At 64.5% G+C, this 16,167-nt stretch carries 16 protein-coding genes; 5 read left to right on the top strand and 11 right to left on the bottom strand.

Features of this window, described 5'->3' with window-relative positions; genetic code table 11:
- Positions 1 to 19: 19 nt before the first annotated feature.
- Both GQ651_RS08370 and GQ651_RS08365 read right to left on the bottom strand, forming a co-directional pair.
- Entirely contained in the window at positions 20 to 985 is a 966-nt protein-coding gene (locus GQ651_RS08370) for an ABC transporter substrate-binding protein (protein WP_160763712.1), read from the bottom strand.
- Between the two features lie 41 nt (positions 986 to 1,026).
- Complete coding sequence (locus tag GQ651_RS08365; protein ID WP_227258002.1) at positions 1,027 to 2,070, bottom strand: D-cysteate sulfo-lyase; 1,044 nt, start codon at positions 2,068 to 2,070, stop codon at positions 1,027 to 1,029.
- 116 nt (positions 2,071 to 2,186) lie between these two features.
- Between GQ651_RS08365 and GQ651_RS08360 the strand changes: the two genes are divergently transcribed.
- Positions 2,187 to 3,116 carry a LysR substrate-binding domain-containing protein gene (locus GQ651_RS08360; RefSeq protein ID WP_227258001.1) on the top strand — a complete coding sequence of 310 codons (930 nt, stop codon included), beginning with the start codon at positions 2,187 to 2,189 and terminating at the stop codon, positions 3,114 to 3,116.
- Here GQ651_RS08360 and GQ651_RS08355 read toward each other — a convergent pair.
- The 6 genes from GQ651_RS08355 to GQ651_RS08330 form a co-directional block, all read right to left on the bottom strand.
- Positions 3,104 to 4,606 carry a malonate--CoA ligase gene (locus GQ651_RS08355; protein ID WP_160763710.1) on the bottom strand — a complete coding sequence of 501 codons (1,503 nt, stop codon included), beginning with the start codon at positions 4,604 to 4,606 and terminating at the stop codon, positions 3,104 to 3,106. The two genes, GQ651_RS08360 and GQ651_RS08355, sit on opposite strands and share 13 nt — an antisense overlap.
- A 140-nt stretch (positions 4,607 to 4,746) precedes the next feature.
- A complete protein-coding gene (cynS, locus tag GQ651_RS08350; RefSeq protein ID WP_227258000.1) occupies positions 4,747 to 5,217 on the bottom strand; it encodes a cyanase in 471 nt (156 codons plus the stop codon).
- Positions 5,218 to 5,255: 38 nt separating this feature from the next.
- Entirely contained in the window at positions 5,256 to 5,735 is a 480-nt protein-coding gene (locus tag GQ651_RS08345; protein ID WP_160763709.1) for a nuclear transport factor 2 family protein, read from the bottom strand.
- Between the two features lie 12 nt (positions 5,736 to 5,747).
- Positions 5,748 to 6,659, bottom strand: a complete 912-nt coding sequence (locus GQ651_RS08340; RefSeq protein WP_160763708.1) for an ABC transporter ATP-binding protein — start codon at positions 6,657 to 6,659, stop codon at positions 5,748 to 5,750.
- Positions 6,660 to 6,670: 11 nt separating this feature from the next.
- Entirely contained in the window at positions 6,671 to 7,507 is an 837-nt protein-coding gene (gene ntrB, locus GQ651_RS08335) for a nitrate ABC transporter permease (protein ID WP_227257999.1), read from the bottom strand.
- A 3-nt stretch (positions 7,508 to 7,510) separates the two neighbouring features.
- The gene (locus GQ651_RS08330; RefSeq protein ID WP_160763707.1) at positions 7,511 to 8,899 is read right to left on the bottom strand and encodes a CmpA/NrtA family ABC transporter substrate-binding protein; all 1,389 of its coding nucleotides are present in this window, start codon (positions 8,897 to 8,899) and stop codon (positions 7,511 to 7,513) included.
- Positions 8,900 to 9,102: 203 nt separating this feature from the next.
- Between GQ651_RS08330 and GQ651_RS08325 the strand changes: the two genes are divergently transcribed.
- Positions 9,103 to 10,968 (top strand): sigma 54-interacting transcriptional regulator, encoded by a 1,866-nt coding sequence (locus tag GQ651_RS08325; RefSeq protein WP_160763706.1) that lies wholly within the window; start codon positions 9,103 to 9,105, stop codon positions 10,966 to 10,968.
- 97 nt (positions 10,969 to 11,065) lie between these two features.
- Here the strand turns inward: GQ651_RS08325 and GQ651_RS08320 are convergent, their stop codons facing one another.
- Positions 11,066 to 11,788 carry an alpha/beta hydrolase family protein gene (locus GQ651_RS08320; protein WP_160763705.1) on the bottom strand — a complete coding sequence of 241 codons (723 nt, stop codon included), beginning with the start codon at positions 11,786 to 11,788 and terminating at the stop codon, positions 11,066 to 11,068.
- A gap of 425 nt (positions 11,789 to 12,213) precedes the next feature.
- On the opposite strand from GQ651_RS08320, the gene GQ651_RS08315 reads away from it, so the two are divergent.
- Complete coding sequence (locus GQ651_RS08315) at positions 12,214 to 12,846, top strand: hypothetical protein (protein ID WP_160763704.1); 633 nt, start codon at positions 12,214 to 12,216, stop codon at positions 12,844 to 12,846.
- 57 nt (positions 12,847 to 12,903) lie between these two features.
- Positions 12,904 to 13,206 carry a helix-turn-helix domain-containing protein gene (locus GQ651_RS08310; RefSeq protein ID WP_160763703.1) on the top strand — a complete coding sequence of 101 codons (303 nt, stop codon included), beginning with the start codon at positions 12,904 to 12,906 and terminating at the stop codon, positions 13,204 to 13,206.
- Between the two features lie 12 nt (positions 13,207 to 13,218).
- Here GQ651_RS08310 and GQ651_RS08305 read toward each other — a convergent pair whose 3' ends face one another.
- Together GQ651_RS08305 and GQ651_RS08300 are read right to left on the bottom strand one after the other, a co-directional pair.
- The gene (locus GQ651_RS08305; protein ID WP_160763702.1) at positions 13,219 to 13,968 is read right to left on the bottom strand and encodes a pyridoxine 5'-phosphate synthase; all 750 of its coding nucleotides are present in this window, start codon (positions 13,966 to 13,968) and stop codon (positions 13,219 to 13,221) included.
- 24 nt (positions 13,969 to 13,992) lie between these two features.
- Positions 13,993 to 14,646 carry a pyridoxamine 5'-phosphate oxidase family protein gene (locus tag GQ651_RS08300; protein ID WP_160763701.1) on the bottom strand — a complete coding sequence of 218 codons (654 nt, stop codon included), beginning with the start codon at positions 14,644 to 14,646 and terminating at the stop codon, positions 13,993 to 13,995.
- A 55-nt stretch (positions 14,647 to 14,701) separates the two neighbouring features.
- On the opposite strand from GQ651_RS08300, the gene pdxR reads away from it, so the two are divergent.
- Positions 14,702 to 16,156, top strand: coding sequence for a MocR-like pyridoxine biosynthesis transcription factor PdxR (gene pdxR / locus GQ651_RS08295; RefSeq protein ID WP_160763700.1), 1,455 nt, complete (start codon positions 14,702 to 14,704; stop codon positions 16,154 to 16,156).
- Positions 16,157 to 16,167 lie beyond the last annotated feature (11 nt).

The following is a 16,167-nucleotide window of genomic DNA, read 5'->3' as shown; positions in this document are numbered from 1 at the left end:
CGCCTCGTCTTTCGGGTCCTCAGAGACCCAGCATTGCGTCGACGCGGTCGGAATTCGCCTCGACCCACTCGGCGGCAACCTCCGCCGGATCGCGGCCATTGGCGCTGATCTCGAAGGCGAGCGAGCTGACGTCATCTGCCGAGAGCGAGAAGTTGGCGAAGAATTCCGCAATGGCCGGCGAGCGCTCTTCGAGCGAGTTCGACCATGCGATCTGTACCTGCTTCAGGTCGTCCTTGGTGGCGACCATCGACTTCTCGTACCAGTCGGCGTCGTCCGACGGCTGCACCATCACGTATTTCGCCGGGTCATAGGTCGGCTCGGTCAGCATCATCACGTCGAACATGTACCAGACCGCGTGCGGCTCGTAGCAGTAAAAGGCATAGCCTTCGCCCTTGGCGATCGAGTCCTTGATGCGGGCGGTCTTTACGGCTTCCTCGGCGCGGATCGGCTCGATAAAATCCAGAAGGCCGTAGTCACGCACCTTGACCTCGTTCACGTTGGCCGAGGCCCAGCCCGGCGCGCCGATCCACATCTCGCCACGGCCATTGCCGTCGCTGTCCATCAGCGCGGCCACATCGGGACGGCCGAGGTCGGCGATGTCGGTGATGTTGTTGGCCTCACCAAAGTCCTTGGACACGCAGAAACCCTGATTGCCCTGATAGGGGTTGGACGACAGCGTGACGGTGCCGGCGCCATCTACATACTCCTTGGTGAAGCTCTCCTGGTTCGGCAGCCAGACATCCGGATGCACGTCGATGTCGCCTTTGCCCTGGTCCATGGCCTGGAAGATCGTGGCGTTGTTGCCGGGGACGTATTCCACCTGACCGCCGATACGGCTGGTGACGATCTCGCCCAGTACATGGGCGATGGCCTGCGCGCCGGTCCATGACGGGACGCCGATGGCGACCTCTTCGGCGGCGTTCGCCGTGACCGCGACGGGCGCGATCGCAACGGACAGTGCCAGTGCCTTCAGTTTGGTTTTCATTGTCTTCTCCTCTGTTGGTATGCGCCTTTTTCGGCGTCAATTCAGGTTATTGAAGCGATAAGCTGATCCTCGTAGGCAAAGAGCGCGGACGCCCCGCCAGTGTGCAGGAACAGAACCTTGTCCGTTGGTTTGAAAAAACCGGCACGCACCATGCCGATCAATCCCGCCATGCCCTTTGCCGAATACACGGGGTCAAGAAGCAGGCCCTCGTGCCGCGCCAGAAGGCGGATTGCCTCCAAAGTGCTCTCGGCGGGAATGCCGTAGCCTTCGCCGACATAGCCGTCATCGACGAGAATCTTGCTCAGCGGGATGCCGTCCACGCCCAGCTTTTCGAGCGTCTTCTGGGTCAGCGCGTGGACCGCGTTCATCTGCCGTTCGCGCGGCTGGCGGACGCTGACGCCCATCACCGGAAGCGCGTACCCCATCGCGTGGAACCCGGCGACCAGGCCGGCTTGTGTGCCGGTGCTGCCGGTGCCCATCACGAGCGAGTCGAAAGTCTGCCCGGTCTCGCGGCTGTGCTCGGCGATTTCTTCGGCGCAGCCCACATAGCCAAGGGCACCGGTCGGATTCGACCCCCCACCGGGGATAAAATACGGCCGATGCCCTTGCTCCGCGAGTGTGTCGGACACCGCCTGCGCCTCGGCGTTCATGTCGAGGCCCGAGGGGCGAAATTCATAAGTGGCGCCGAAGAGCCGGTCCAGAAGGACGTTGCCCGTTTCTTCATAGCTGGCGTCGCGGTCGGGGACGCGACGCTCGAGCAGGACGTGGCACTTCATGCCCACCTTGCAGGCCGCCGCGGCCGTCTGCCGGACATGGTTCGACTGAACCGCGCCTTGCGTGACAAGCATGTCGGCCTTTTCCTTCATCGCCTCGCCGACGAGAAATTCTAGCTTCCGCGTCTTGTTGCCGCCCATCGCCAGTCCGGTGCAGTCGTCGCGTTTCACGAAAAGCTGCGGTCCGCCCAGAAGCTCGGTCAGGCGCGGCATGGATTCGATGGGTGTCGGGCGGTGGCAGAGTTGCGTCCGGGGGAAGCGCCCCAGATCGAGAGTGGCGCTGGCAAGCGGCATCGTGTCGAGATCAGCCATGTTATGTCCTGATTGGAGTCCCCTTTCATTCAGCATGCGGCAGTGCAGCGAACGGGTCCAATGCTATGAATGGATGACATTATGCAAAAAACGCATTATGCAGATGATCCATGGACATGCAGCTCTTCCGCGACCTCGAAAGCCTGGCCCGGACCGGCAATTTCTCTCAGGCCGCGGCACTGGGAAACCTCAGTCAACCGGCCTTCAGCCGCCGTATCCGCGCGCTGGAAGGCTGGGTCGGCGCGACGCTTGTCGACCGGTCGCGCCAGCCGGTCCGGCTGACGCAGGCGGGCGAGCAGATGCTCGAGGCCGGGCTTCAGGCGCTGGCCCGGATCGAGCATGAGCGAAGCCAGATCCTCGAGCTTCAGTCGCTGCCCGACAAATACGTGGTGACCTTCGCGGCGCAGCACTCGATCGGCTGGCGCTTCTATCCGACCTGGCTTCAGGCCCTGGAAGAGGACTATGGCCCGATCATGTCCCGGCTTCGGGCCGATGACCTGCCCGCCTGCATCCGGGATCTCAGGAACGGCGATGTGGATTTCGTCATCGCCTATGTGGGCGAGGCGAAGGCGCCCGAGCGGCCGCTCGATTCAATCGTCATCGGGGCCGACCGGCTGGTCCCGGTCTGCAAGCCCGATACCGACGGCACGCCGCTCTTCGCCTTCGGCACGACCGAGGTGAAGATGCCCTTCCTGCGGTTCGGAAACGCGGCTCCGATCGGCGCGCATCTCGAGCCGCTCTTCAGGGCCGAGGGGCTGTCGGACGCGCTTCAGACCGTCTACGAAAACTCGATGGCAGGCGCTTTGCGCATTCGCGCGCGGGCAGGGGACGGGGTGGCTTGGCTGCCGCAAAGCCTCGTCCAACCGGATCTCGACAGCGGGATCCTTGTCCGGACGGGCAAGCCCGGCTGGGTCGTGGACCTGACAATCCGGCTCTTTCGGAATAGCGAGCGCACGAACCGGGTCACACGCTCGATCTGGACCTTTCTGGAGGTGCGGCAGTCGGTGCCGCTGGTGCCGTCCCCTGACCGGGATCAGCCTTCGTAGCTGTCCCTCAGGACATTCTTCTGAACCTTGCCCATGGTGTTCCGGGGCAGCGCCTCCATCACCCGGTAGACGCGCGGCTGCTTGAAGCGGGCGAGTTTGTCCCGCGCGTGGGCCTCAACCGGTCCCGTATCGGGCTCGGCGCCTTTCTCGAAGACAATCGCCGCGACGATGGCCTCTCCGAAGTCAGGGTCCGGCACGCCGAAGACGGCGCTTTCGGCAACGCCGTCCACGTCGTTCAGCACATCTTCGACCTCTTTCGGGTAGACGTTCAGCCCGCCCGTGATGATCAGGTCCTTCGCGCGCCCGACAATCGTCAGATAACCGTCCGCGCTGACCTGCCCCAGATCGCCGGTGATGAAGAACCCGTCCGCGCGCAGCTCGGCGGCAGTCTTTTCCGGCATCCGCCAGTAGCCTCCGAAGACGTTCGGTCCGCGCACCTCGATCATGCCGACCTGACCTTCCGGGACAGGCTCACCGGTCTCAGGGTCGGTCAGACGCATCTCGACGCCGGGTAGGGGGCTGCCCACCGTGCCGGGCCGCCGCTCGCCGTCATAGGGATTGGATGTGCTCATGTTCGTCTCGGTCATCCCGTAACGTTCGAGGATGTGGTGCCCCGTCCTTTCGGTGAACGCGGTGTGGGTCTCGGCCAGAAGCGGCGCGCTGCCGGAAATGAAAAGCCGCATATTGGCGGTGCGTTCACGGGTCAGGCGCGGGTCTGCCAGCAGTCGCGTGTAGAAGGTCGGCACCCCCATCAGCAGCGTCGCGCCCGCGTCTATCCCGGCGAAGATCGCGTCCAGATCGAAAGCTGGCAGGAACCGCACCTGCGCCCCCGCCATCAGGGCCGTGTTAAGCGCCACGAACAGCCCGTGGGTGTGAAAGATCGGCAACGCGTGGATCAGGGTGTCGGCCTCGGTGATCCGCCACAGATCGCAGAGCGCCTCGGCATTCGAGACGAGGTTCGCATGGCTCAGCATCGCGCCCTTCGAGCGCCCGGTCGTCCCAGAGGTGTAAAGGAGCGCGGCAAGGTCGCCGGGTCCGCGGGCGACGGTGTCGAAGGTGTCCGGGTGCCGGTCAAGGCCGTCGGTCAAGGTGCCGCTGCTGTCCGGGTTCAGCGTCAGGACCGTCGCGTCGCCGGCAATCTGTCGGATTTCCCCTTCGGAGGCCTCGTCGCAGACGATGACGCGTGGCTCGGCGTCGCCGACGAAATAGGCGACCTCGTCCTGTGTATAGGCCGTGTTGAGCGGCAGGAAGACCGCGCCCGCCTGAACCGTCGCGATGTAGAGTGCGACCATCTGGATGGTCTTCGGGGCTTGAACCACGACACGGTCGCCCGGCGCGACACCGTGGGCGACGAGGACATGCGCCAACCGGGCGGAAAGCTCTGCAAAGTCGCGAAAGGTCAGGTCTGGTTTGCCGTCCTGCCGGAGAAAACAGGCGTCCTTGCCGGCATGGGGCAGTATCAGGCTGTCATAGAGATGGTTCGCGGCCATGGGCAATCCCCGGATGTTGTCGGCGTCGTGCCCGGAGTTTCTGCCCCGAAGCCCGCGCCGTGGCAATCGCCCGACAGAAAAGGGGCCGCCCCGGCGGGACAGCCCCTCATCATGTGCGGCCTTGCGGGGCCGCAGGGGAGTTACCAGGAATTATAGGCGAGGTACTTGCCCGACATCTCGATCTTGACCCGGTCGCCCTTGGGGTTCGGCACCTTTGTGATCTGCATGTCGAAGTCGATTGCCGACATGATGCCGGTGCCGAATTTCTCTTCGATCAGCGCCTTTATGGTCGGGCCGTAGACGCCCACGATCTCGTAAAGGCGGTAGATGCAGGGATCGGTCGGAACCGACTGTTCCCAGACCTTTGTGGGAGGCTCTTCAAGGACGCTCACGGCCTCCTGCGGCAGGCCCATAAGGGCGACCAGCGCCTCGGCCTTGTCCTTGGGCCAGCCGTTCATGCCCATGCAGGCCGAATGGGTCCAGACCGGCGACATGTCGATTTTCTCGGCAATGCCTTCCCAGGTCATCCCGGCCTGTTTCTTGGCCGAGAGGATCATCATGGTCACGTCTTCCTTGGTCATCATGCCGGTCACCTCGTATGTATCTTTCATGGGGTCTCTCCTCCGGTTCTCAAGTTTCGTTCAGGTGTTCAGAGCCCGAGCTCGCTCAGCCCGGGGTGGTCGGACGGCCGCGGTCCCTGCGGCCAGCGAAATAGGCGTGCGCCCTCGGCGATCGGCACGTCGTTGATCGAGGCGTGGCGGACGGCCATGTGGCCGGTGTCCGAGAACTCCCAGTTCTCGTTGCCATGGGTGCGGTACCATTGACCGCCTTCGTCGTGCCATTCGTAGCAGAAGCGCACGGCGATACGGGTCTCGGCAAAGGCCCAGATCTCCTTGATCAGGCGATAGCCGTTCTCCTTCGACCATTTCCGCGTCAGGAAAGCCTCGACCTCTTCCCGCCCGTTCAGGAATTCCGAACGGTTCCGCCAGCGCGTGTCGGGCGTATAGGCCGCCGCTACGCGGACGGGGTCGCGGGTGTTCCACGCGTCCTCGGCCATGCGCACTTTATGCACGGCCGTCTCGTAGGTGAAGGGAGGCAGCGGCGGGCGCTGCCCGGGGTCGATGGTCATGGTCCCGGTCCGTCAGTCGTTCACGGCGCGCAGCCGCGCAGCCGGCTCGGGATCGGCTTCCGCCGGAGCGGTCGCGGTCTTGTCGATGCGCACCGTTTCGGGGCGGTTGTCGGCCTCGTCCGATTTCTTGCCGGCCAGCTCTTTCGAGCGGGTGCCGAGAAACTGCACGAGATGGTTCCGGATCGCGTAGTAATTCGGATGCTCGATGATCTCGGTACGGTTCCGGGGGCGCGGGATCGTGATTTCGACCGATTCCGCCACCCGGGCGAAGGGGCCGTTGGTCATGAGCAGGATGCGGTCGGCCAGAAGGATCGCCTCGTCGATATCATGGGTGATCATGAACACCGTCTGCTCGGTCCCGCTCCAGATCTTCAGAAGCTCGTCCTGGATCGTTCCGCGCGTCAGCGCGTCGAGCGCGCCGAACGGCTCGTCCAACAGCAAGAGCTTCGGATGGTTCGCGAAGGCGCGTGCGATGGACACCCGCTGGCGCATACCGCCCGAAAGCTGAGAGGGCTTGCGGTGCACCACGTCACCGTCCAGGCCGACCATCGCAAGGTATTCCCGCGCGTGGTCTTCCACCTTGGACTTGGACCAGTCGGGATAGCGCGCGCGCACCCCGAAGGTCACGTTCTTGAGCGCCGAAAGCCAGGGAAGCAGCGAGTAGTTCTGGAACACCACGCCCCGGTCGAGCGAGGGTCCTGAGACCTCGAAGCCGTCCATCTTGACCACGCCGGACGTGGGCTCGGCCAGCCCGGCGAGGATGTTCATGATCGTCGACTTGCCGCAGCCGGAATGGCCGAGAATGCAGACGAATTCGCCCTTTTCGATGCCGAAGCTGGCGTTTTCGAAGACGGTCAGGGTGCCCCCCTGACCGTCGGGGAATTGCTGCGTCAGGCGTTCGATGCTGAGAAAGGATTTTGCCATGGAACTGCTCCTTATTCCGCGTAGGCGACGGCGCGCTGCAGGACCCCGAAGGCGGCGTCGAGCAACATGCCGACCACGCCGATCATCAGGATCGAGAAGATCACCGAGGTCAGGTCGAGGTTGTTCCACTCGTTCCAGACGTAGTAACCGATGCCGGTACCGCCCACGAGCATCTCGGCCGCCACGATCACCAGCCACGCGATCCCGATCGAGATGCGCATACCCGTGATGATGGTGGGTGCCGCTGCGGGCAGGATCACCGTGAAGGCGGTTCTGAAGCTGCCAAGCTCATGGGTCCGTGCCACGTTGACCCAGTCTTCTCGTACTCCGGCCACGCCGAAGGCGGTGTTCAGCAGCATGGGCCAGATCGAACAGATGAAGATCACGAATATGGCGCTGGCCTCGCTGTCCTGAATGACAAAGAGCGCAAGAGGCATCCAAGCCAGCGGCGAGATCGGGCGCAGGACCTGAATGAACGGGTTGAACGCCTTGTAGGCCACCTGACTCATCCCGATTAGGAAACCCAGGGGAATGGCGACCATCGCGGCAAGGATGTAACCCGTCAGAACGCGGTAGATCGAGTAGCCGATCTGGATGCCGATGCCCTTGTCGTTGGGGCCGGCGTCGTAGAACGGGTTCGACAGTTGCTCCCAAGCCTTGGCGATGACCTGGCTCGGAGGCGGGACGCCCGCCTTGGGCGCGCCGCCGCCGGTCAGACGCTCGTATTCGGTGAGTTCGGCTGCCGCCTTCTGGGCGGGGATCGCGGTCTCCCAGAACAGGAGACCGACGACCAGCATCACCACCGACAAGAGCGCCGCGCGCTGATTGACGGAAAGGTTGTCCAACATGGATCAGCCCTTCCCGATGGCGAAGCTTTTGACATAGCCTTCGGGATCCGCCGGATCGAAGGTCTTGCCCATGATGGTGTGCGACTTGTAGGTGACGTCGGGCGCCTCGTAGCCGAGGTCTTCCATCACCTTCTTGGCGTCGGCGGCAAGGTAGACCTGCTCGGCCACGCCCTTGTAGTCGACGTCGCCCTCTATATAGCCCCACCGCTTCATCTGGGTCAGGATCCAGACACCCATCGAGTGCCAGGGGAAGGGGTCGAAGTCGATCCGGTCGGGGACCTGCTTCACCTCGCCCAGACCGTCGGCATAGGTGCCGGTCAGGACCTGCTCGATCACCGGAACCGGCTGGTTCAGGTAGTTGGTGGGCGCGATCGCCTCGGAGATTTCCTTCCGGTTGGCCGGGTTCGACGCGTATTGCGTGGCGTCGATGATCGACTTCAGAAGCGCGCCATAGGTGTTCGGCAGCTCTTCGGCGAAGGACAGGGGCGCGGCGAAGGCGCAGCAGGGGTGACCCTCCCAGATGTCCTTGGTCAGCGTGTGAATGAAGCCGATGCCTTCCCAGACCGCGCGCTGGTTGAACGGGTCGGGCGAGAGATAGCCGTCGAGGTTGCCCGCGCGCAGGTTCGCGACCATCTCCGGCGGCGGCACGACGCGGATCTGGATGTCGACATCCGGGTCCAGACCGAATTCGGCCACGTAGTAGCGCAGAAGGAAGTTGTGCATCGAGTATTCGAACGGCACGCCGAAGGTGAAGCCCTTCCACTGCGCCGGATCGCGCTTGTCCATGTGCTCGTTCGACAGAACGATGGCTTGGCCGTTTATATTCTCGACGGCGGGCATGATGTAGGGCGTCGCGACCGAACCTGCGCCGAGCGTCATGGCCAGCGGCATGGGTGTCAGCATGTGGCTGGCGTCGTATTCGCCGGACAGAGACTTGTCGCGGGCAACGGCCCAGCCGGCGGTCTTGATGACCTGCGCATTCAGGCCGTAGCGCTCGTAAAAGCCCATGGGCTGTGCCATGATGATCGGCGTGGCGCAGGTGATCGGCACGAAGCCGATGTTCAGGTCGGTTTTCTCCGGGTCGCCCAGATTGTCGAGGATCGCGGCTTTCGCCTTGTCCAGCGGGAAGACCGAGGCCAGCGCCGCGGCCACGGTGCCGCCGCCCAGCATACCCATGAAAGACCGCCGGCCGATATCGTTATGGCCGAAGACCGAGCGGACGACCGCGCTTTCGACGGCGCGCTCGAGCATTTCTTCGCTGGACATCATGGACGGTTCGGCATGGCCCGCGTCGTGGCCGTGGCCCGCCAGACATCCGTCACAACCGCAATCGGCGCCGTGGCGCAGGTCAGTCTTGTCCGAGAACGGATTTCCAAGGCTTTTCGTCGTCATCGTGCTCCCCTTTCGCATGGTGGTTGGCCAGACAATGCCAGCGTGCGGCCGGAGCATGAAGTCGATGCCTATTATTTAGTCATCAAATAAAATATATTATTAACAGTGACTTGATGAAAAATCGACAGGCCAAAATTTATGAAATATCGTAAATTACGAAATGTCGTCTTTTCGGATTCTGCGCGTTGGTTAATATCGTCTTCATGGCGCTCGATCTCTCAGAAACCGATTCTCTTTTGAACGCGCTGCCCGAGGCGGCGCTTGTTCTCGATCCCGATACCGACCGCATCGTTTGCTGGAACAGCCACGCCGCAAGGCTTTTGACCGGCCGGGATGACGCTGCCCCGGGGCGGTTCTCGCGCTTTCTTGGAGGGTCCCTTCCGCGCTTCGTCGTCTTTCTGGAGGAAGTGCATCACCGCGCCCATGGCTGGACCCGCGACGTGGCGCTTCGGACCGAGGACGGCCGAGCGCTGAAATGCGAACTGAGGGCGCAGCCCTTTGGCGGTCCGGGCGATGGCCCCGGCGGGCTGATCATGGTGATGCTGACCGATCTGAGGGCCTTCGACCAGAGGACCGAGACAACCGAACTGGCCGAGACCTTCCGCGCCGGTCTTGTCGACTGGAAGCGGACCGAGGGCTTTTTCGCGGAACTCGAACGACAGAACCAGTTGATCCTGAACGCGGCGGGCGAGGGCATCTATGGCGTCAATGCCGAAGGCAAGACCACATTCCTGAACCGCGCCGCGCAGGAGATGCTTGGCTGGACCGCCGAGGACCTCTTGGGCAAGGACATCCACTCGATGATCCACCACCATCACCTGAACGGTGAGCACTACCCGTCGCAGGAATGCCCGATCTATCGCTCGTTCCGCTTCGAGCAGGTCAATCGGATCGAGGATGAGGTATTCTGGCGGAAGGACGGCAAGCCAATCATGGTCGAATATGTTTCGACCCCGATCTACGACCAGAAGCTACTCGTTGGGGCGGTCGTGATCTTCCGCGACATCACCGAGCGCAAGGAGAACGAGCGCCGCCTGCGCGAGGCGCTGGACGAGGTCGCCGGGCTGCGCGACAGGTTGGAACAGGAGAACGCCTATCTGCAGGAAGCGATCTCGACCGAGCGCGCGCATCACGACATCATCGGCAACTCGCCCCTGATCCGGCAGATCGTCGCGCGGATCGATCTTGTGGCCAAGACCGACGCCACCGTCTTCATCACAGGCGAGACGGGGACGGGCAAATCCCTCATTGCGACCGAGATCCACAAGACCAGCGGCCGGGCGCGGCGCCCGCTCATCCATTTCAAATGCAGCTCGGTCGCGCCCGAGGATGTCGAGGTCGAGCTCTTCGGCGTGCGTGGCGGGGCTGGGGGCGCGCTGCGCGACCGGCCAGGCAAGCTGGAGCTGGCCCATGGGGGCACGCTGTTTATCGACGATCTGGACGAGATGCCGCTCGAGATACAGGGGCGGCTCTTGCATGCGCTTCAGACCCGCACCGTGACCCGGCTTGGCGATCAGCGGGAAAAGCCGCTGGATATCCGGGTTATCGCTGCCAGCGCCGCGCCGGGCGATGCGGCGCGACGGTCGGGGCGCATCCGCGAAGACCTGTTTCTGTTTCTCAGCGTGTTTCCCATCACCTGTCCGCCTCTCCGGGACCGGCCCGAGGACATCCCGCTCTTGGCGGCGCATCTTCTGAAGATCGCCTGCCGCCGGTTCAACCGCCCCGTGCCCGTTATCACCGAGCGGGTGGTCCAGCAGCTGCAGGCCTATGACTGGCCCGGCAATGTGCGCGAGTTGCACAACGTGATCGAGCGCGCCGCCATCGTCTCGCAGGATGCAAAGCTGATCGTCGAGCTTGCCGCCGCGCCAGCCGAAGCCGTCCGGCACGGCGGTTTCCAGACCGAGGCGCGGATGCAGGAGATGGTCCGCAGCAATATCGTCGCCGCACTTCGCGAGGCAGGGGGCAAGGTGTCGGGGCCCAACGGGGCAGCCGCGCTTCTGCAAATTCGCCCGACAACGCTCTATTCGCGGATCAAGTCCTTCGGCATCGGCGAGGAGGAGTGGCGCTAGGGGCATTGCCTGCGCGGCCCCTGCCGGGACCGGATCGGTCCGGTCCCGGAGGAGAGAGCGCGCCGCCCAGTTGTCCTCTGCGTCCGGTGTTGCCGCGTTAGAGCCCCAGCATCCCGGCGATGATCCCGACGATCTCGTCATGGACTGCTTTCCGGTCAGTGCCGTCGGGATCGGTGCAGACGGGATCGTCTTTCTCTTCGGCCAGAATGTCCGGGCCCGTCTCGGTGCAAAGGGGCATTGCCGTGAAGTGGAAAGCCGGGGCCAGCCGAACGGCGCGCGTATCGGGCAAGAGGCCAGTCAGGCCGCTTTCGTCGAAATCCGTCGCCATCATCCGCGTCTCGTCGCCGAGGCTGATCAGTACCGCGTCGGGCAACAGACTGGCGGTGTTGCCCGCTTCAAGCCCCCAGACAAAGCCGGGATCAATGGCCACCACGCTGGTGATGCGAGCGTCTGAATAGTCTGTATTCCAAGCCTGCGGGTCCTGCTGCTGAAGCCCGACCCCGTCCGAAAGAAGCATTTCACAAGCCTCCATCCTGTCGCGATGGACGGTGCAGGCGTCGACCAGCCCGGCAAGGTTGCCCGTCATCCCGCCCAGAGACAGGGCGGTCCAGCCGCCGTAGGAAAAACCCGCTGCCATGATCCGCGACGGATCGACGAGGGGGCCGAAACTCGGGTCTTCCAGCAGGTTGTCCAGCGCTACAGTGATATCCTGCGCGCGGGTCCAGTGCCGGACCCCTCTCGACATGTCGAAATCGCCCCAGGTGGAATTCGGATGATTGACCATGACGACCATCGCCCCCCCGCCGCGCAAGGCCTGCACCCAGCCAGGCCTGCGCACGGTCGGTGCCGCCCATGCCATGGCTGAACATCACGACAGGATGCATTCCGGGCGCAGGTTCGGCATCCAGAGAGGCGCCGACGCTCTGAAAGATGGGGCTCGCCGCGTAGGGCGTGGGCGTGCCGCCGGTACCGGGGTACCAGATGGCCACGCGGGCAGGGGCGTCGTGGTGCGGCATGGGGAATTCCACGGATTGCAGGCCGGCCTCGTAGGCCGGAGCTGCCGTGGCGACGACGGTCAGGGCAAGGGCGAGCGGGAAGCGGTGCATGTCGGGTCTCCTGTAACTTGGCGATGCGCTTGCTCTGGCACTCAAGGCGTTTGTCCCGCGTCCTTTTTCCGGTTTCAGGTCGTCACGACCCGGTTTTAGGTCTATCCGGACCGGGCTTCAGACCGTTGTGACATTGCCTATGCCCTCTCTACCCATCCCCGTTTTCGTCGCCCTTGTGCTTGCATTTGCCTGCCTCAGGGTCTGGCGGGAACATGCGCGCGCCTCCACGCTTGGGCTCCTGTTGGGCGTCTGTGCGCTGCAATCGCTGATCATCGCTCTGGCCCAGCATTATGGGGTGCCGGGGATGCGCCTTGTGCAGCCGGTCACCGCCTCGCTGATCCCGCCGCTCGCCTGGCTTGCCTATCAGGCCACCGCCGTCCGCGGTCTCGGTCGTCGGGACCTGTTGCACGGTCTCGTGCCTCTGACGGTGCTCGCGGCGCTTTTGGTTGCTCCGGCGTCTCTCGATCTGTTGCTGCCCACGGTATTCGTCGGTTATGGCGCGGCGGTCCTCGTGCGTGCGGCCAGAGGCGCGGATGCCCAGCCCCGGGCGCTTTTGGCGAACGGCAATATCCCGGCCCGGATCTGGCTGGTGATCGGCGCCGCGCTGATCCTGTCGGCGCTGAGCGACGCGTTGATCCTCGGCGCGCAGATCGCGGGGCGGGGCGAATTGCAGCCATGGATCGTCACCGTGTTTTCCGTGGGCAATCTGTTCCTGATCGGAGTCTTCGGTCTGTCGCCTCATTTGCGGGGCAGCCCCGAAGCTGCCGCCTAGCAGGACGCCCCAAGTCTCGCGCCCGACGCTGATATCTGGGCGCGGGTCACGGCCCATATGGAGCGGGAGCGGCCCTACCTCGACCCGAACCTGGCGCTCGAACGGCTTGCGCGGCAGGTGCGCGTGCCGGCGAAGGCGCTGTCGGTCACAATCAACCGCGCCACCGGCGAGAACGTGTCGCGCTATGTCAAAGCCGCGCGCATCGCGCACGCACAGGCGCTCTTGCTCGCCGGTGAAACGGTGACCGAGGCGATGCTGTCGGCGGGCTTCAACACCAAGTCGAACTTCAACCGCGAATTTTTGCGGGTCACGGGGGCAAGTCCCAGCGACTGGCTTCACGAGGCCCGGCGAGGCGCCTGACGGGCAGGGAGGTCAGTGGCCGAGAACCTGCAGGTACCGCCTGACGGCGGCGGGGAAGCCCAGAAGCAGCGCATCCGCCGTCAGACCGTGACCGATCGAGACCTCGGCAAGGTCCGGTATCGCCGCGCATAGGGCGGGCAGGTTCTCGGCAGTCAGGTCGTGGCCGGCATTCATGCCGAACGGCCTCTCGCCGCCTACGCTCCGCGCCGCATCGGCCGCAGCGACAAGGCGGTCGATTTCCCGCTGCGCGTCATCAGGGGCGAGAGCGGCACCGTAGGGACCGGTGAAAAGTTCGATCCGGTCGGCGCCCGCCCGGACTGCCGCGGCGGGTGCGTCGGGTGCGGCGTCCAGGAAAAGGGACACCCGCCGCCCGCCCTGCCGCAACTCCTCGGTGACGCCGCGAAGCATCTCTCCATGCGCGGCAAAATCCCATCCGTGATCCGACGTGGACTGTTCCGGGTCATCCGGCACAAGCGTCACCTGATGCGCGGCGCTGGACGCCACGAGGTCAAGGAACTGCCGCGAGGGATAGCCTTCGATGTTGAACTCTGCCTCGGGGTACTCGGCCGCCATCAGCTCGGACAGGACCGCCACATCCGCGAACCGGATATGCCGTTCGTCGGGGCGGGGGTGCACCGTGATCCCGTGCGCACCGGCATCGAGCACGGCGCGCGCCACGGTGGCGAGATCGGGCCATGGGACGGTCCGCCTGTTCCGGAGAAAGGCGACCGCGTTGAGGTTCACGGACAGTTTTGTCGGCATCGGGCGTCCCCGTCTCCGCAAGGTTCAGTCGGGCCACCGGAAACCGGTGATATGGTCCGGAGCCTCGACGCCCGGAAGATTGCGTGGATCGGGGGCGGGCACGCCGACGCCGCGGGTCACCGGCAGGACGCCAGCCCAGATCGGCAGGGCGTAATCCTCTTCGTCGTCGATCGGCCCGCCCGTCCGCACCTTGGCGCTGCCTTCGGTGATCTCCATCGACAGGATCGTGGTAGCCTTCAATTCTTGGGCGTTGGTCGGACGCAGCATGGCCGAGCGGCCCGGCCAGAGCCCGTCGATGAACGCATCGAGCCGCGCCTCTTTCTGGTCGTCCGGCACGGGTTCGGCCCGACCGAAAAGCATCACGGACCGCGTATTCGCCGAATGGTGCAGGCCCGATCGCGCCATGACGAACCCGTCCAGGATCGACACGGTCAGGCACACCTCCTGTCCCCGGCTCTGGCGGATGGCGCGGCTGGCGGATGAGCCGTGCCAGTAGACATGGTCGCCCTCGCGCCACTGGAAGGTCGGCGTGACATAGGGTTTTCCGTCGATCACATAGCCCACCGAACACATGGGCTGCGCGTCGAGGATCGCTTCGATCGTGTCGCGATCGAAGGCGCCACGCTCGTGCAGGCGGCGCAGGCGCGTGCGGTCGGTCTTTTCCAGGATTTTGGTCATTCGGAGCCTCGGGTCTTGTCCGACCTCGTGGTAGGGCGCTATTGGTCATGTCGAAATGTCCAATTCCCAAAATTTCTCCCAGTCCAATTTTCAGGCCGCGCTGTTCGCGATTGGGTTGGACCGCGCCGCCCCCGAGCCGCTGCATGTGCAGCTTGCGGCACGGCTTCGGGCGCTGGTGCTCGACGGAACCGCGCCGCCGGGAATGCGGCTGCCGGCAAGCCGGCAGTTTGCGCAGGAATTGTCCGTGTCGCGGGCCACAACGCAGGCGGCGCTCGAACAACTCGTGGCCGAGGGTTATCTGGTGGCGCGCCGTGGGGCAGGGACATTCGTGGCCGAGCATATCCCCCACCTTGCCTCGCCGCTGATGCCCGAACGGATCGAGACCGGGGTCGCCCGGCCGGAGACCATTCGCCCGTTCCAGCACAACCTGCCCGACCTTGCCTCCTTTCCTTACGCTCAGTGGGCCAATTACCTTGCGTCTGCCTGGCGGCGGCCGCATCCCGACTTGCTCAAGGCACCCGATCCTTTTGGCTGGGGGCCGCTGCGGCAGGCGATTGCCGCGCATCTGGGAGCATGGCGCGGCATCACCTGCGGGGCAGGGCAGATCGCGATCACGTCAGGCGCGCGCGAAGCGTTCGAACTGATCGCGCGGCTGTTCCCCGCAGGCGCGACGATCCAGTTTGAGGACCCGTGCTTTCCGCCCGCCCGGAGAAGTCTGGAGATGGCGGGGCTGCGCTGCATCCTCTCTCCGGTCGACGAAGACGGGTTCGACCCGGCCCGGATCGAGCCGGATGTCGCGGGTGTGGTGGTTACCCCGTCCCGGCAATATCCGCTCGGCATGGCCCTGCCTCTGCCCCGCCGTCTCGAGTTGCTTGAATGGGCCAAACAGAACAATACGCTGGTGATCGAGGACGATTACGACAGTGAGTTCCGCTTCAGCGGCCAGCCGCTTCCGGCCATGACGAGTCTCGATGGCGGAGAGCGCACCATCTATGTCGGTAGTTTCTCGAAGCTGCTCTCGCCGTCCTTGCGGCTTGGCTACCTGGTCGTCCCGGAACGGCATATCGATGGGCTGAGCGCGGCCATCGGGCCGGTCGGGTCCATGGCGTCGCTTGTCCCTCAACCTGCGCTGGCCAGCTTCCTGCAGGACGGCACCTTCGCAACGCATCTCCGCCGGATGCGCCGCATCTATGCCAGACGCCGGGCGGTGCTGACGGAGGGGTTGCAAACGTATCTGGACGGCTGGCTTGTGCCGCGCCCCGAGCCTTCGGGGCTGAACGTCGTCTGCGGCTTCGGCCCCCGACTGGACGCTGTGCCCGAGGGGGACGTCGTCGCGGCCGCTGACAGGGTGGGTCTGACCCTGCAACCTCTTTCACCCTATTTCGAAACCGGACCCGCCATGAAGGGCGTGTTGCTGGGCTTTGCCCATTTCGACGAAGCCACACTGGCCGAGGGCGTGCGGTTGCTTGGGCGGGCGATCACGGCGCTTGCTCCGGCGCGCCGGGGGTGAATTCCGCGCGC

The sequence above is a fragment of the Kangsaoukella pontilimi genome (assembly GCF_009830125.1).
Taxonomy (GTDB): Bacteria; Pseudomonadota; Alphaproteobacteria; order Rhodobacterales; family Rhodobacteraceae; genus Kangsaoukella; species Kangsaoukella pontilimi.
The sequence above is the reverse complement of the archived record's forward strand: the minus strand, read 5'-3'. Positions and strand labels throughout refer to the sequence as shown.

What these genes read in the sequence shown, in the direction of transcription:
- GQ651_RS08370 (WP_160763712.1), bottom strand. Translation starts at nt 985, where the DNA reads ATGAAAACCAAACTGAAGGCACTGGCACTGTCCGTTGCGATCGCGCCC.
- GQ651_RS08305 (WP_160763702.1), bottom strand. Translation starts at nt 13,968, where the DNA reads ATGCCGACAAAACTGTCCGTGAACCTCAACGCGGTCGCCTTTCTCCGG.
- GQ651_RS08315 (WP_160763704.1), top strand. Translation starts at nt 12,214, where the DNA reads ATGCCCTCTCTACCCATCCCCGTTTTCGTCGCCCTTGTGCTTGCATTT.
- GQ651_RS08310 (WP_160763703.1), top strand. Translation starts at nt 12,904, where the DNA reads ATGGAGCGGGAGCGGCCCTACCTCGACCCGAACCTGGCGCTCGAACGG.
- GQ651_RS08330 (WP_160763707.1), bottom strand. Translation starts at nt 8,899, where the DNA reads ATGACGACGAAAAGCCTTGGAAATCCGTTCTCGGACAAGACTGACCTG.
- GQ651_RS08345 (WP_160763709.1), bottom strand. Translation starts at nt 5,735, where the DNA reads ATGACCATCGACCCCGGGCAGCGCCCGCCGCTGCCTCCCTTCACCTAC.
- GQ651_RS08300 (WP_160763701.1), bottom strand. Translation starts at nt 14,646, where the DNA reads ATGACCAAAATCCTGGAAAAGACCGACCGCACGCGCCTGCGCCGCCTG.
- pdxR (WP_160763700.1), top strand. Translation starts at nt 14,702, where the DNA reads ATGTCCAATTCCCAAAATTTCTCCCAGTCCAATTTTCAGGCCGCGCTG.
- ntrB (WP_227257999.1), bottom strand. Translation starts at nt 7,507, where the DNA reads ATGTTGGACAACCTTTCCGTCAATCAGCGCGCGGCGCTCTTGTCGGTG.
- GQ651_RS08360 (WP_227258001.1), top strand. Translation starts at nt 2,187, where the DNA reads ATGCAGCTCTTCCGCGACCTCGAAAGCCTGGCCCGGACCGGCAATTTC.
- GQ651_RS08355 (WP_160763710.1), bottom strand. Translation starts at nt 4,606, where the DNA reads ATGGCCGCGAACCATCTCTATGACAGCCTGATACTGCCCCATGCCGGC.
- GQ651_RS08365 (WP_227258002.1), bottom strand. Translation starts at nt 2,070, where the DNA reads ATGGCTGATCTCGACACGATGCCGCTTGCCAGCGCCACTCTCGATCTG.
- GQ651_RS08340 (WP_160763708.1), bottom strand. Translation starts at nt 6,659, where the DNA reads ATGGCAAAATCCTTTCTCAGCATCGAACGCCTGACGCAGCAATTCCCC.
- cynS (WP_227258000.1), bottom strand. Translation starts at nt 5,217, where the DNA reads ATGAAAGATACATACGAGGTGACCGGCATGATGACCAAGGAAGACGTG.
- GQ651_RS08325 (WP_160763706.1), top strand. Translation starts at nt 9,103, where the DNA reads ATGGCGCTCGATCTCTCAGAAACCGATTCTCTTTTGAACGCGCTGCCC.